General features: G+C 52.3%; 13 protein-coding genes. 10 read left to right on the top strand and 3 right to left on the bottom strand.

Features of this window, described 5'->3' with window-relative positions:
• The first annotated feature begins 173 nt into the window (after nucleotides 1-173).
• From ssb1 to PFH44_RS03895, 4 genes are all read left to right on the top strand, one after another.
• Nucleotides 174-710 (top strand): single-stranded DNA-binding protein SSB1, encoded by a 537-nt coding sequence (ssb1, locus tag PFH44_RS03910; RefSeq protein WP_123709998.1) that lies wholly within the window; start codon nucleotides 174-176, stop codon nucleotides 708-710.
• Between the two features lie 431 nt (nucleotides 711-1,141).
• The gene (locus PFH44_RS03905) at nucleotides 1,142-2,230 is read left to right on the top strand and encodes a cellulase family glycosylhydrolase (protein WP_283824347.1); all 1,089 of its coding nucleotides are present in this window, start codon (nucleotides 1,142-1,144) and stop codon (nucleotides 2,228-2,230) included.
• Between the two features lie 45 nt (nucleotides 2,231-2,275).
• Nucleotides 2,276-3,670, top strand: coding sequence for an MFS transporter (locus PFH44_RS03900; RefSeq protein ID WP_045853447.1), 1,395 nt, complete (start codon nucleotides 2,276-2,278; stop codon nucleotides 3,668-3,670).
• A gap of 275 nt (nucleotides 3,671-3,945) precedes the next feature.
• The gene (locus PFH44_RS03895; protein WP_283824346.1) at nucleotides 3,946-5,289 is read left to right on the top strand and encodes a carbohydrate porin; all 1,344 of its coding nucleotides are present in this window, start codon (nucleotides 3,946-3,948) and stop codon (nucleotides 5,287-5,289) included.
• A gap of 330 nt (nucleotides 5,290-5,619) precedes the next feature.
• On the opposite strand, the gene PFH44_RS03890 is transcribed toward PFH44_RS03895, so the two are convergent.
• Nucleotides 5,620-5,970 (bottom strand): helix-turn-helix transcriptional regulator, encoded by a 351-nt coding sequence (locus PFH44_RS03890; protein ID WP_283824345.1) that lies wholly within the window; start codon nucleotides 5,968-5,970, stop codon nucleotides 5,620-5,622.
• A gap of 649 nt (nucleotides 5,971-6,619) precedes the next feature.
• Here PFH44_RS03890 and bamA point away from each other — a divergent pair.
• Nucleotides 6,620-9,043 carry an outer membrane protein assembly factor BamA gene (gene bamA, locus PFH44_RS03885; RefSeq protein WP_283824344.1) on the top strand — a complete coding sequence of 808 codons (2,424 nt, stop codon included), beginning with the start codon at nucleotides 6,620-6,622 and terminating at the stop codon, nucleotides 9,041-9,043.
• Between the two features lie 443 nt (nucleotides 9,044-9,486).
• A complete protein-coding gene (iraM, locus tag PFH44_RS03880) occupies nucleotides 9,487-9,837 on the top strand; it encodes an anti-adapter protein IraM (RefSeq protein ID WP_045853443.1) in 351 nt (116 codons plus the stop codon).
• An 11-nt stretch (nucleotides 9,838-9,848) separates the two neighbouring features.
• On the opposite strand, the gene PFH44_RS03875 is transcribed toward iraM, so the two are convergent.
• Together PFH44_RS03875 and PFH44_RS03870 are read right to left on the bottom strand one after the other, a co-directional pair.
• Complete coding sequence (locus PFH44_RS03875) at nucleotides 9,849-10,316, bottom strand: hypothetical protein (protein ID WP_283824343.1); 468 nt, start codon at nucleotides 10,314-10,316, stop codon at nucleotides 9,849-9,851.
• Nucleotides 10,317-10,337: 21 nt separating this feature from the next.
• Nucleotides 10,338-11,216, bottom strand: a complete 879-nt coding sequence (locus PFH44_RS03870) for a winged helix-turn-helix domain-containing protein (RefSeq protein WP_283824342.1) — start codon at nucleotides 11,214-11,216, stop codon at nucleotides 10,338-10,340.
• A 469-nt stretch (nucleotides 11,217-11,685) separates the two neighbouring features.
• Between PFH44_RS03870 and PFH44_RS03865 the strand changes: the two genes are divergently transcribed.
• The 4 genes from PFH44_RS03865 to PFH44_RS03850 form a co-directional block, all read left to right on the top strand.
• The gene (locus PFH44_RS03865; RefSeq protein ID WP_283824341.1) at nucleotides 11,686-12,261 is read left to right on the top strand and encodes a helix-turn-helix domain-containing protein; all 576 of its coding nucleotides are present in this window, start codon (nucleotides 11,686-11,688) and stop codon (nucleotides 12,259-12,261) included.
• 140 nt (nucleotides 12,262-12,401) lie between these two features.
• The gene (ecpA, locus tag PFH44_RS03860) at nucleotides 12,402-12,986 is read left to right on the top strand and encodes a common pilus major fimbrillin subunit EcpA (protein WP_045853440.1); all 585 of its coding nucleotides are present in this window, start codon (nucleotides 12,402-12,404) and stop codon (nucleotides 12,984-12,986) included.
• A gap of 59 nt (nucleotides 12,987-13,045) precedes the next feature.
• Nucleotides 13,046-13,714 carry an EcpB family pilus assembly chaperone gene (locus PFH44_RS03855; RefSeq protein ID WP_041143617.1) on the top strand — a complete coding sequence of 223 codons (669 nt, stop codon included), beginning with the start codon at nucleotides 13,046-13,048 and terminating at the stop codon, nucleotides 13,712-13,714.
• Between the two features lie 24 nt (nucleotides 13,715-13,738).
• Nucleotides 13,739-14,905: TcfC E-set like domain-containing protein (locus PFH44_RS03850; RefSeq protein WP_283824340.1), on the top strand; the 1,167-nt coding region annotated here is incomplete at its 3' end.

Raw genomic sequence — 14,905 nt, 5'->3', positions numbered from 1 at the left:
AATCCGACCTGTTTGAATATACAGTATTGGAATGGCAGCGGGGGTTGATGGTGAAAAATTGTATAGCGATAAGATGTTTACTGGAATCGACGTCCCAGCTATCTAAAAGGGCCTTTGTGGTGTTAGAATTACCGGTTTACACTTATTAAGAAACGTATTCAGGAGATTCGATCATGGCCAGCAGAGGCGTAAACAAGGTGATTCTCGTCGGTAATCTGGGGCAGGACCCGGAAGTACGCTACATGCCAAGTGGCGGCGCCGTCGCCAACTTCACGCTGGCGACTTCCGAATCCTGGCGCGATAAGCAGACCGGCGAAATGAAAGAACAGACCGAATGGCACCGCGTAGTGCTGTTCGGCAAGCTGGCTGAAGTGGCCGGCGAATACCTGCGTAAAGGTTCGCAGGTTTATATCGAAGGCCAGCTGCGTACCCGCAAATGGACCGATCAGTCCGGTACTGAGAAGTACACCACTGAGATCGTGGTCAACGTTGGCGGCACCATGCAGATGCTGGGTGGCCGTCAGGGCGGCGGCGCTCCGGCAGGCGGCGGCCAGCAGCAGGGCGGTTGGGGTCAGCCTCAGCAGCCACAGCAGCAGCCGCAGGGTGGCAACCAGTTCAGCGGCGGCGCGCAGTCTCGTCCGCAGCAGCAGGCTCCGGCAGCACCTTCTAATGAACCGCCGATGGATTTCGACGACGACATCCCGTTCTAATCAGTACGTATTGAGAACGGTAGTCTCGGAATAATAAACCCTGCTTCGGCAGGGTTTTTTTTGTCCTGGCGTGGCCCGCCTGTCGCCTTCCTGCTCTCCGTTTCCCGTTTCCCGTTTCCTCTTCCTCTGCTTCCTGCTCTCATATCCGGACTGAACAGACCGCCGCGCCTGACGCCAGATTTAAATAAATTAGTTTAATAAACAATGGATTAACCGTTTATCTTTCGTTCAGCCTCTTTCCCGTCCTCTGCCCACCGTCTTGCGAAACAGCCTTCTTATCCGGCCAGCGTCTTCTGCGCAGTCGATCACGTTTCATCGATGTCAGCGCGCCAGGTTTGTGAGAATTATCTCTTTTCTGCATGCCGCTATTTGCTCATTTATGCCAAAACTAATATTTATTAGCTAATTATTATCAGCGGTAAGGAGCAGTGATGAAACAGCAGTGGAGCAAAGAGCAGGCGCAGGCGTGGTATCAGCAGCAGGGTTGGCTTTGCGGGTTTAACTATCTGCCTTCGACGGCGGTTAACTGGACCGATATCTGGCAGGAGGAGACGTTCGATGCGCCAACCATCGAACGTGAACTGGGCTGGGCGGCAGAGGCGGGCTACAACACGCTGCGCATCAACCTGCCGTTTATCGTCTGGGAGGCCGATCGCGATGGCCTGATGGCGCGCATCGAGCGTTTCCTGACGATTGCCGATAGCCGCGGCTTTAGCACCATGCTGACGCTGATGGACGACTGCGGTTTTTCGGGCGATGAACCCTATCTGGGGCCGCAAAAGCCGCCGGTACCCGGCAAGCACAACAGCCAGGCGGCGGCGAGCCCCGGACGGGACAAGGTTTGCGACCGCGACTGTTGGCCGCAGATCGAATGCTATATCCGCGACGTTATCCGCCAGTTCCGCGACGATAAGCGCGTTCTGCTCTGGGATCTCTATAACGAGCCGGGCAATCGCGGCATCTTTGCCACCGGCACGGTTGAGGTGTTGTACGACGAAAAGCTGGAAACCTACGCCCAGGAGCTGATGGAGCTCGCCTTCCGCTGGGCGAGGGAAGAGGACCCGACGCAGCCGCTTACCGTCTGCGCGTGGCGCCTCCCGGAGGAAGTTGAAGGAGAGACATTCTACCAGCACCCGCTGGATCGGGCCGCGCTGGCGCTTTCGGACGTGATCAGCTATCACGCCTACACCAATACCGCCCGCATGACGGCGATTATCCAGCAGCTCCAGCAGCTGGAGCGGCCGCTTTTTTGCACCGAATGGCTGGCTCGCCACGTCGGCAGCACCATCGAAGAGCAGCTGCCGCTGATGTATATAGCGAAAGTCGCACCTTACCAGTGGGGCCTGGTGCGCGGTAAAACCCAGACGTGGCTGCCGTGGCCGGTAGTGATGAAGGAGTCTGGCGATTACTGCCGGCTGTGGTTCCACGACGTCTTTGAAGAGAATGGGATCCCGTTCTCCCGCAAAGAGATTGCGCTTATGCGCAGGCTTCGTCACATTGCCCAGCCGTCACGGGCATAATAATAATATATCCGGCGGTTCGCCGCCGGGATTAGGGTACGCACTATGGCAACGACAATGAAAATACCGTCTCGGGAGTTGTGGTCTTATTTTGGCTATGGTTTAGGTCAGTGTTTTAGTTTTGGTTTAGTGGGCTCGTTTATTAACTATTTTTATACCGATGTGCTGGGGATCTCGGCGCTGGCGGCGAGTACGATTTTCCTTATTGCGCGCGCGTGGGATGCGGTTCACGACCCGCTGTTCGCCAGCATTATGGATACCATTAACAGCCGCTTTGGTAAGTTTCGTCATTTCCTGCTGATTGCGCCGCTGTTAATTACCGGGGTCACGCTGCTGGCGTTTTATAAAATCGAAGCTGATATGACCACCATGATTATCTACGCCGGGGTGACCTATATACTGTGGGGCACGCTGTACGCGATATCGGATATTCCGTTCTGGTCGATGTCCTCGGTGATGACCAACGACTCCGGCCAGCGCACCCGCGCGGTGACGGCGGCAATGCTCGGCGTCAATGCCGGGATCGCCTGCGCCAACATCTTCTTCCCCAAGCTTGCGGCCTTCTTTGCTCAGTACAGCAACGATAAGGGCTATTTTATGGCGGCGCTGGTGATGATGATGGTCGGCCTGCCGCTGATGCTGAACGGTTTCTTCCAGATTAAAGAGCGCGTGCAGGCCGGACCGGAAAAGGTCACCATGCGCGATACCTTCCATAATCTGCGGCAAAATAAGCCGCTATTTATTGTCCTGCTGTCGTTCTTTTTCTGCATATTCCACAACGTCGCCGGCGGGATTTATATCTATTTCTTTATCTACAATATGGGCGACGGCGGGCTGCAGATGGCGATCGGTGTTATGGGGATCGTCGCCGCGGTGCTGTGCCTCGTCGCCCCGATGCTGACGCGCAGAATGCAGAAGCGACAGCTGTTTATGATCCTTTGCGGGCTGGATATCCTGGTGCGCGTGGTGATGTGGTTTGCCGGCTATCAGCACGCGATGCTGCTCTTTATTCTGCTGGGTTTAAGCACGCTGTTTGTGATGATGTCCAATATTCTGACCTCGTCAATGATTGCCGATACCATTGAATACGCCGAATATCACACCAACAAGCGCTGCGCGGCGATTACCTTCTCCGGACAAACGTTTACCGGCAAAATGTCGGTGGCCGTCGGCGGCGGATTAATCGGCGTATTTCTGACGCTGATAGGCTACGTGCCGCAGGCGGCCAGCCAGAGCGAGAGCGTGCTGAACGGGCTGTTCTTCGGTATCTGCCTGCTGCCCGCAGTTGGCTCGCTGATTCGTATGGGCTGTATGTCACGCTACACCTTCACGGAAGATAAGCACGCGGAGATTTGCGCGTTACTGGCGGAGCGCCGACAGGCTGCGCGTCCGGAAAACGATAGTGAGGACAATCTGAAGCAGCCGCTGCCGATAAACTAGCTACGCCGATAAAATATACCGTCCGGGGAATCATTGATGATATTCCTGTGCGGAGATAGATCCTCAGGAGAAAATAGACCGGCAGGCCCGAATAGCCCTGCGATTATATCGCCGTGGGGTACTGGCGCCGCCGTCCGGTCGCGCGAATAATATTGCTGCTGTTGTTAATAACCCGTCCGTGACGATGGGCGGGTTATTATTGTCATCATCGTCATGCTTTATTCATAAACCCTAAAAATAAACTCTATTTAATTAAATAATAAAAGGCTCTACCGATGAATAAATTCTGGGTCGGCTGTTTTTTGACGTCTTTATTTACCCCTGTGGTCAATGCGCAGGCGCCGTTATCCCTTGAGGAGCGTCTGGCACAAATGGAACAACGGCTGAAGGCGACCGAGCAGCGGGCGGCCAGCGCGGAGGCGGAGATCGACGAGTTAAAACGTCAGGATACGCCCGCTGCGGTCGCCAGCGCCGCGCCGGCTAAACCCGCGTTACAGCTTAATGATTATGGCGATATCAAATTCTACGGTGACGTTGAGTTTAATATGGACGGCGCCAGCCGCACCGGCAGCCTGACCTCGATAAAAACCAGCGCCAATAAAAACTGGGCTCCGGGAGATAAAGAGCGCTGGGATATTAACGGACGTATTCTTCTGGGCTTTGATGGATTGCGGAAAGGCGCTAACGGTAAATACGCCGGGTTTAGCGTGCAGCCGCTGGCGGATATGAATGGCAAAATGAATCTTGATGACGCGGCGTTCTTCTTTGGTCAGGAGGATGACTGGAAAATTAAAATTGGTCGCTTCGAAGCCTACGATATGTTCCCGCTTAATCAGGATACGTTTATTGAATATTCCGGCAACACGGCCAACGACCTGTACAGCGACGGCTACGGCTATATCTACATGATGAAAGAAGGGCGCGGGCGCAGCAGCAGCGGCGGCAACTTCCTGCTCAGCAAAAACCTTGATAACTGGTATTTTGAGGTCAATACGCTGGTGGAGGACGGCAGCTCGCTGTTTGTTGACCAGAGCTACCACGGCAATGCGCTGGATAATCGGAAAAATGCGGTTTACGTCCGTCCGGTGGCGGCGTGGCGTTCCGGCGCCTGGTCGGTCGCGGCGGCGCTGGAGAGCAACCTCGTGAATAACGCCTACGGTTACCAGAACCAGGAGGGCCGCTGGGTCGATCAGTCCAGCCGTACCGGCTATGGTATGACCCTCAGCTGGAATACGCAGAAGGCCGACCCGCAGGATGGGGCGGTGGTCAATCTGAGCAGCGCCTATCTGGATGCGGCGGACGAAAAGGACTTTAGCGCCGGTATTAATGCGCTATGGCATCGCGTGGAGCTCGGCTATATCTATGCGCACAACAAAATCGACCAGTTCAATCTGTCCGGCGTGAGCGCGGAGTGCGACGGCGACTGCGCGATTCTGGCGCCGGGACGCTATGACATCCACACCATTCATACCTCGTGGCAGCTGCCGAATATCATGGATATGCCGAACTTTAATATCTACCTCGGGGCCTACGCGTCGTGGCTGGATTCGTCGGCAGCCAAAACCGGCAATACCGATGAGCGCTACGGCGCGCGGGTGCGTTTCAAATACTTCTTCTGATCGGGTAAAGGGCGCGCGTTGTGGAACGCGCCGTCCCGGCTGACGAAAACCCCGCTTCGCGGGGTTTTTTAGTACCTCAGCGCCTTACTGCACTGCAGGGACGTGCCCGTCTTGAACGGCGTCTCCTCGCGCCGGGCGCCGGCGGTTTTTTCTCAGCGGAAGCGGCATAAACGGAGCCAACTAACAGCATCGCGAGGAGGCAGGTAGACCAGACGATAAATAATCGCGGCAAACAGAGGATGCTCATGGCGCGGCGCTCCGCAGGGACATCCGTTTATTTTAGTCAACCCTGCCGGGTTAGCGTGTCGGCCAGGCGCCTGTACGGCGGCTTTATACCGCCGAAATTTTACGAAACTGCGAGGGCGTGACCGAATAGTATTTTTTAAAGGTTCGGATAAATGCGCTGATGTCTTCATAGCCGGCCATAATGCAGATATCGACGATGCGAAAGGCCGGCTTTATCTGCAGCAAATCCCGGCACAGCAGCATCCGCTGCCGCCTGATGAATTCCATTGGCGACATCTGGAAGTATTGCTGGAAGAGGCGAAACAGGTGCCACTCTGAATAGCCGGAAAAAACGCTTAGCGCATTGACGGTGAGTTTTTTCTCAAGATTATTTTTTATCCAGCACACCAGTTCGTGCAGCACGGCCTGTTGGATCCCATTTTTACGCTGATTCATGCCGGTTCCAGAACGATGCTGCCCGTCGCTTTATGGCGCGGGCAGAGGGTGACGTCACGGTCAGGTTGCCGCCCGGCATGGCTCTCTGCCGGGCCCTGGTGTCCAGCGCCGCCGCGGGAAAATGCCTTACCGTCCCTGGTAAGGCGCCACTACTTTACTTTTAGATATCGCAATCGGCTTTCGATGATGCTCCCATAAGCCTCTGCGACCATATCCTGTCATTTTGAGGAAAATATGAAGAATCTGGATTAATATCCCTGCAGATATATTTTGCGCATGCGTGATGGTCTCTCTGCATAATTTTTTCAATATCTCTTCATTTTATCTGCGGTATTTTAAGCTAACTTTTGCGTGTTCCTGGTCAACCCCAGAGAGCATCATTCCTAACAAGATCTTTCCCCCTTTCAACCAATGCGAAAGGGGGCTTTTTGTTTTTTTTAATTAATTAAAAGTACGTTATATATTACTTCCTGACCCTCTCAGACCGAAAAAACAGGCTCGAGTTCCGTCGATAAATTTCTTATTTACGGTTCCTTAAGATCCATTTTTTCTCCATTTTTTCACCATAATTAAGTGCAATTCTGCGCCTCGCTTAGGTTAATCCCAGCAGATTCCTGCTATTTCTAAATCTCTTTTAAATAAAACGCCCATGCTAAAGAAAACAAATATCATTGCCGGATTATTGATTTCACCCTTAACGCTTTATGCCGCGACTTCGTACACTATTGATGATATTCGCTTTGAGGGCCTGCAGCGCGTTACCGTAGGAGCGGCACTGTTGAACATGCCCGTTCATCCGGGAGAAGAGGTCTCGAACGACGATATCAGCGACGCGATACGCGGCCTGTACGCCAGCGGCAACTTTGAGAGCGTGCAGATCCTGCGCGATGGCCGTGCGCTGGTGGTGCAGGTTAAAGAGCGCCCGACCATTGCCAGTATCAGCTTCGCCGGCAATAAATCGGTGAAGGACGAGATGTTGAAAGAGAACCTCACCGCCAGCGGCGTTGATGCGGGTAGCGCGCTGGATCGTAACTCCCTCAGCGAAATAGAAAAGGGGTTGCAGGATTTCTATTATAGCGTCGGGAAATATAGCGCCACGGTCCATGCGGTGGTGACGCCGCTGCCGCGCAACCGCGTGGATTTAAAATTTGTCTTTCAGGAAGGGAAGTCGGCAACCATTGCCCAGATTAATATTATTGGCAATAAAGCGTTTAGCGAGGAAACGCTTCTCGACCAGCTTCAGCTCCGCGATCGGGTTCCGTGGTGGAACGTTATCGGTGATAAAAAATATCAAAAACAAAAAATGGCGGCGGATCTTGAAACGCTTCGCAGCTATTATCTCGATCGCGGCTATGCGCGTTTTGCCATTAATTCCAGCCAGGTCAGTATTACCCCGGATAAAAAATCGCTCTATCTGACGATCGACCTTACAGAGGGAGAACGCTACAAGGTCAGCCGCACCGTGGTGACGGGTGAGATGGCTACGCATGGCCAGGAAATTGAGGCGCTGGCCCAGCCGCTGTCCGGCAGGGAGTATAGCGGAGCCGAGATTACCGCCGTCGAAAATACGATTAAAAAGCGCTTCGGTAAATATGGCTATGCCTGGCCGCAGGTGACGACGCACGCCGACATTGACGATCGGCAGAAAAGCGTCACGCTGCGTATTAGCGTCGATGCCGGGCGCCGCTACTCCGTACGCCAGATTCGTTTTATCGGCAACGATACCTCGCGCGATGCCGTTTTACGCCGCGAAATGCGGCAAATGGAGGGCGCGTGGCTCAACGATGAAAAGGTGCAGCAGGGAAAAGAGCGTCTTGACCGCACGGGCTATTTCGAGAGCGTTGATAAAGAGATAACCCCGGTTGCCGGCAGCCAGGACCAGGTTGACGTTGTCTATAAGGTGAAAGAGCGCAATACCGGCTCATTTAACGTTGGCCTGGGCTTTGGTACCGATAGCGGCGTCAGCTACCAGCTGGGAGTGACCCAGGATAACTGGCTGGGCACCGGCAACAGCGTCAGCTTTAACGGTACCCGCAATAGCTATCAGTCCTACGTTGAGCTCGGCGCGACTAACCCCTATTTCACCGTCGACGGCGTGAGTCTGGGCGGCAAGATTTTCTATAACAGCTATGACGCCTCCGATGCCGACTCCGGCAGCTACAACCAGCAAAGCTACGGCCTTGGCAGCAATCTCGGCTTCCCGATTAGCGAAAATAACTCGCTGAATCTGGGCGTTGATTATGTCCACAACCGCCTGACCAATATGGATCCGGAGCTCACGACCTGGAATTACCTTAACTCGCGGGGCATTTATCCGCAGGTAGTGACCAAAGATGGCGACAGCGGGGCGGAATACAGCGCCAACGATTTTTTTATCAGCCTCGGATGGAGCTATAACGATCTCGATCGCGGATTTTTCCCCCGCTCCGGCAATAAAAGCAGCCTGAGCGGCAAAGTGACCGTCCCGGGATCGGATAACCGCTATTACAAGCTCACCCTTGATAGCACCCAGTATGTGCCGCTAAACGAAGGCCAAAGCTGGGTATGGATGGAGCATCTCAAAGCGGGCTATGCCGGCGGCCTGCAGGGGAGCACGGTGCCCTTTTACGATAATTTCTACGCCGGGGGATCGTCATCGGTGCGCGGCTTCTCCTCAAATACTATCGGCCCGAAGGCGGCCTACTATCGCTGTAATGGTTCTGAAAGCAGCTATAGCGGCTGCCCGCTGGAGAGCTCTTCCGACGCGGTTGGAGGAAATGCGATGGCGGTGCTGAACAGCGAGTTTATTATTCCTACGCCGTTTATTAGCGACAAATATGCCGACAGTTTGCGGACCTCGCTCTTTGTTGATGCGGGCACGGTATGGAGCACCTCGTGGCAGAATAACGCCCAAACCCTGGCGGCGGGGATCCCGGACTATAGCGACCCGCTGCATATCCGAATGTCGGCGGGGATTGCGGTACAGTGGATGTCGCCGCTGGGGCCGCTGGTCTTCTCCTGGGCTGAGCCCTTTAAAAAGTACGATGGCGATAAGGCCGAGCAGTTCCAGTTTAATATCGGCAAAACCTGGTAAGCGGGGGCAAAGAACCTTTCTACTACCGCCGCGCCGCCGCGAGAGAGATGACGCTCTGATGGCTATCATTCACGCAGTGGGCGCCGAGGCCTTTCTACTCCCATAACCCCCGGCGGCGAGCGGCCCGCCAGGGGTAAGCGTGAGCATGGACGGCAAAATAGTCTATTTTGCCGTTATGTCGTTGTTTAATCTGAATTCCACGGCGATATTTTTTTGTAAAGTTATGCAGGGCTATTTTATGCTTTTCAGACTTTACATATAAATATGTATTTTCAGGGGCGAAATCTACGTATTAAATATTATGGCGATTACTTCTAAATAGCTATGGCGGATGTGGCCGATGGCTGTCCCATATCACATTATTGCGCTGCGGACTTGCGGTTAATTATAATATTTGCTATTTCTGAAGTCATGATTGCTGGCCAGGGATACAAGGATGAAACATGAAATGGACGGTTCTTAATACAATCATATGCCCGCATTCTGGCGTCGCATTCTCCAGTATCTGCGGACTGCGTTTTTTAAAGTTTATCATCTGGTATGAAGCGGATATTCTGTTGATTCCCGGAGAATCAATGAAGCTGTATTCATCTAAAGTTCTGATAAATAATAAATATCATTTCTTTAAGGTTTACAATATTGCGACCTACAGCGATACGCAGTGGGAGTCGCTGAGAGAGCGGCCATCCTGCCCTCATGACTTTAGCGCAACCACCGCGGAGGGGTGCTGCTACCAGCCGCACTGCGTCATTAAGCGATGCCCCGGCAGCTATCACCGCCACGCTGTATGCTAAGCTAGTGGCTGTTAAGAACGGGTGTTTTCACAGACAAAATAGGGCGTGTTTGTCGACATAAATACCCACGCGCCAGGCTTTATTTTTATTATTTTAATAATAAAGTTATCTTCTTTGCTCATTTCAGTAAAGAACGGCGGGAGAATATCATCGAACTTTTCGGAGAACGCCGGTGAACTGGTTCGCATGTTGGAATCATTATTTTTAAAAATAAAGATATCGCTCTTGTTTTTAGTGTAGGAGAAAAATTTGCGAATGCTGATATTGTCCTGGGCATTTCCGGAATTGCCGGTAAAGGTCATCAGACCATTGCCATTTTTAGTGAAGAATGTCACTGAAAACGAGAATGTTTCGTCATCATTGATAATCGAAAAGGCCGACGTACAGTCAATACTATCATCCTCTTCACGGAAGTGAGTGTAATATACAGCACCGCCGATCGTAAGAATAATGATGATGAGAGTTATTATTTTCTTCATTTTATATGCCGATATTATCTTTTATTTTAAGTAGTAGGAGGAGGTACAGAATGATTTTTTGCTTGATGTGATCGGATAGCGACAAACGATCAGCGACGTTCTGCTCGACGGATAGTGGTTGGTAATATATACCGCCTGGCCATCGGAACAGCCGATGTGCTTCTCCTGCATAAAGTTAATAAAAAATTCATCAAATCTTAAATCATCATTACGAAAAAGCTTGCAGGAACCGGGAGTGGCCAGCTCGGTATAAGAGGAGAAAGGTGTGCTGGTCTGCGGGAAATAATAAACATAGATCAACAGAACAATCGCCAGCAGGCTGGCGAAACCCGCAACTCTACAGGTTCCTTTTTGACTGTCAGAGAACCTGATGCCGGAAAATATCCGCGGGGCGAACTGGTCTTCGTTCACCGGCGGCGACGTCGATAGGTTATCCCGAGGTGGTTCCGGATCTGGCTGCTGCGGTGCGATACTTTCTACTGCCGGAGGTTGATGCGGGTTATTAACATTTTCCTCAATGTTCGTTCCACTATCGTCTTCGGACCCCGGGTCGCTTTCAATATGCAGGGCAAAAATGGTGGTGTCATCGGCAATCATAAATCCCCGTTTCGGGATTGTTTGAATTATGCTGCCGTTAACGTGCAGGCGATTTAATGATTTACGCAGCAGGGAGATGTTTTGGTGTAGGGTATTTGGCGTAACGTTCATCCCTCTTTCTCCCCAGGCATTATGCAACAGCTCTGCCTGGGTGACTATTCTGCCCTGGTTTTTAATTAATAAAATAAAGCAAAGGCTTGCCGGTATTGCCAGAGTGATACGCTCATTGCTTTCTATAGAATGCAGAGTATGCGCCGTAGGATTGAACCTGAGCGTGTTCTCGATAACGTAAATAGTTTCCATATATCGTTTCTTATCGTGAGAATAGTTACCGCTAATAGAATTTGTCTAAGATTTGATATTGAGATACTAGCATTAAAGCTTACTCCCGGCATTCATTCATAACTAAGAATTATCTTAATCCAATAAGATGTTTGTTATAAAAAATCTCTTATTTGTTAATTTTTATGTATTTATGTCATTTATTTCAGTGAGTTACGTTTTTACATAAAATCAACAAATGTGATTTCTTTACGCTTCATAACTTTATGAGTAATAAAATATGAACACTACGATTATTATTGCTGTACAAAATGTTGCGGCCGTGACGTAACAAGGTTAATAAAAGGATGTGGTTGTCCTGCGATAACAATGTTAATGAATGACAGGGGTGTGCCAGGTTGTTGTTACGAACCCGTCATAATCAGTAGCGAAGGCATCGTGGAGGTGTTTTTTCCGGACCGGTGGCCCAATGGAACAGAGGCTGGTTATTATGGCTGTACTGATTGTAACTGATAATTATTTCTTTATACAAGGCCTGAGCCATATGGCCGATGACTTCTGTTATATCGGTTGTGCCGGCAGTTTTGATAGCGAGTTGGCCCGCAGGCAGTGTGCGGATCTGAGCGCTGACGACTATGTAATTATCCATTTTGCACATTTAGATCATATATTATGTTTCTACCGATACTATCTGTCTAACAGCCTGGCGAAAGTTATTGTCGCCCCGGATGCAAAATTTGTTAGCGACGTATCGGACATTAATGATATTTATTTTCTCTCGGCCAATGCCAGCGTCAAGGCGGTAGAGAATATGTTTAAGCTTAAAAAGTATAAAATAAGAAAGCGAAGCCTGACTCCGCGCGAAGAGAAAATAATGTCATTAATGATTATCGGTAATTTAATTAATGACATTTCGCAAACACTCGGCTTAAGCATTAAGACGGTCAGTTTGCATAAAAGCAATACCAGCAATAAGGTCGGTTTGCTTAACAACAATAATATAACGATGCTGGCCCTGATGCGTTTTATTCTGCCAGCATCAAAGAACGGCCTGCGGCTTATTTAATCTGCCGCGGTAGCGCATCCTGTCGATTTATTAAGGTATTTGTTTTTAAGGACGCAGGGTTCTTAAGGGCGATCATTCCATAAAGAACTATGGAACAGTACGGGCCATAAAAAGCCTCTTATCTTTATCAGGTGATAAATATGAAATTGAAAATGTTGGCAGCAGCTCTGATGACTACTCTCTGTGTTGGCGCTGTTCAGGCCGCTGATGTTACGGCTCAGGCAGTAGCGACCTGGTCAGCAACCGCTAAAAAAGATACCACCAGCAAGCTGGTTGTTACTCCGCTGGGCAGCCTGGCGTTCCAGTACGCTGAAGGGATCAAAGGCTTTAACTCGCAGAAAGGCCTGTTTGATGTTGCGATTGAAGGCGATGCCACCGCAACGGCCTTTAAACTGACTTCCCGTCTGATCACCAATACCCTGACTCAGCTGGACACCTCCGGCTCTACGCTGAGCGTTGGCGTTGATTACAACGGCGAGTCCGTAGAGAAATCTGCGGACACCACCATGATCGATACCGCCAACGGCAAGCTGGGCGGCAACCTCAGCGCGCTGGCTAACGGCTACAACCAGACCGGCCGTACCACCGCTCAGGATGGTTTCAACTTCTCTATCGTTAGCGGCACTACCGACGGTACCACGGCTGTAACGGATTACAGCACGCTGCCGGAAGGGATCTGGAGCGGCGACGTCAGCGTACAGTTCGACGCGACCTGGACCAGCTGATTTCCCTGTAGCACAAAGCAGGGGGCTTCCCCCTGCTTTCTTTCACGGATTGAATTCCCATGAAAAACCACATTCTGGCTATTGGCCTCTGTTTCTGCGCAATTATGCCGGCCCGGGCGCTGGACGTGGGCGATATCTCCTCGTTTATGAACAGCGACAGCAGCGTGCTCAGCAAAGAGATAAAAAATACCACCGACAGTGGACGCCTAATCAATATCCATATGGAGCGCCTCTCCTCGCCGCTCGATGGCGGTAACGTCATTGCGATGGAGAGCCAGGACGAAGTTTTGCTCACGCCTGCCAGCCTGCTGCTGCCGGCGAAAAGCAGCGATGTTATTCGCTTTTTCTACAAAGGCCCGACGGATGACAAGGAGCGCTATTACCGCATCGTCTGGTTCGATCAGGCGCTAAGCGACGCCCAGCGCAATGGCGCAGCCCGCAGCGCGGTGGCGACGGCATCCGCCCGTATTGGCACCATTTTGGTCGTGGCGCCCCGCAAGGTGAACTACCGCTATCAGTACGCCAACGGCACGCTGGTGAACAGCGGAAACGCCACGCTGCGCATTCTCGCCTACGGCCCATGCCTCAAGGCGGCGGATGGCAAAGAGTGCAAAGAAAATTATTACCTCATGCCCGGTAAAGAGCGCCGATTCACGCGCGTCAACGTTGCCGATAAAAAAGGACGGGTCGCGCTCTGGCAGGGCGAGCAGTTTGTTCCCGTAAAATAACAATTGTGCTGACGGGATAAGGTTATGCCGCGACTACGGATTTCCCCGGAGCTGAAAGCGCTCCTGGCCTACGGTATGGTTATTTTTTCTGTTCCGCTCAGCGTCAGCGCGGCGCCGGAGCAGATACCGCAAATCGGCGGCGTAATTATTCCCCAGGCGTTTAGCCAGGCCCTGCAGGACGGGATGAGCATCCCGCTCTTTATTCATCTGGAAGGCAGTGCGGGAAACGGGGACGATCAGCGCCTCGGCAGCGCCTTTATCTGGCTGGATGGCGGCGTGCTGCGCGTGCGTCAGATCCGCCTGGAGGAGAGCGATAATAATGCGACCGTGAGCGCCCAAACCCGGCAGACGCTCGCCTCCCTGGCGAACGAATCCTTCGACAGCGACCTGCGCATTAAGATCTCCGCCGACGCGCAGCTGCAGCTCAGCCTGCGCCAGCTTCTGCTCCAGCTGGTGGTGAAAAAAGAGGCCCTGGGTACCGTGCTGCGATCGCGCAGCGAAGATATCGGCCAGTCCAGCGTTAACGCTCTCAGCAGCACCCTGAACTATAACCTCGGCGTCTATAACAACCAGATGCGCAACGCGGGGAACAGCACCTCCAGCTATCTGTCGATGAACAATGTTACCTCCCTGCGCGAGCATCATCTGGTGCTCGACGGCTCGCTGTACGGCGCCGGAACCAGCAATCAGGACAGCGAGATCTATAAGGCGATGTACGAGCGTGACTTCGCCGGTCACCGCTTTGCGGGCGGAATGCTCGATACGTGGAACCTGCAGTCCCTCGGCCCGATGACCGCTATTTCGGCAGGCAAAATTTACGGTGCCTCCTGGGGAAACCAGGCCAGCTCGACGGTCTTTGATAACTCCCAGTCGGCGACGCCGATTATCGCGTTCCTGCCCGCCGCCGGCGAAGTGCATCTGTCGCGCGACGGCCGCCTGCTGAGCGTGCAGAACTTCACGATGGGCAACCATGAGATTGATACCCGCGGCCTGCCGTATGGGATTTACGACGTGAATGTTGAAGTTGTCGTCAACGGCCGGGTGGTCAGCAAGCGCACCCAGCGGGTGAACAAGCTGTTCACCCGGGGACGCGGCGCCGGCGCACCTTTGGCGTGGCAGGTCTGGGGCGGAAGCTTCCATATGGACCGCTGGTCAGAGGGCGGCAAAAAAACGCTGCCCGCCAAAGAGAGC

Origin of the sequence: Klebsiella sp. Ech2A (genome assembly GCF_030078455.1) — a bacterium.
GTDB lineage: Bacteria > Pseudomonadota > Gammaproteobacteria > Enterobacterales > Enterobacteriaceae > Klebsiella > Klebsiella terrigena.
This window is presented reverse-complemented; position numbering and strand designations above follow the sequence as displayed.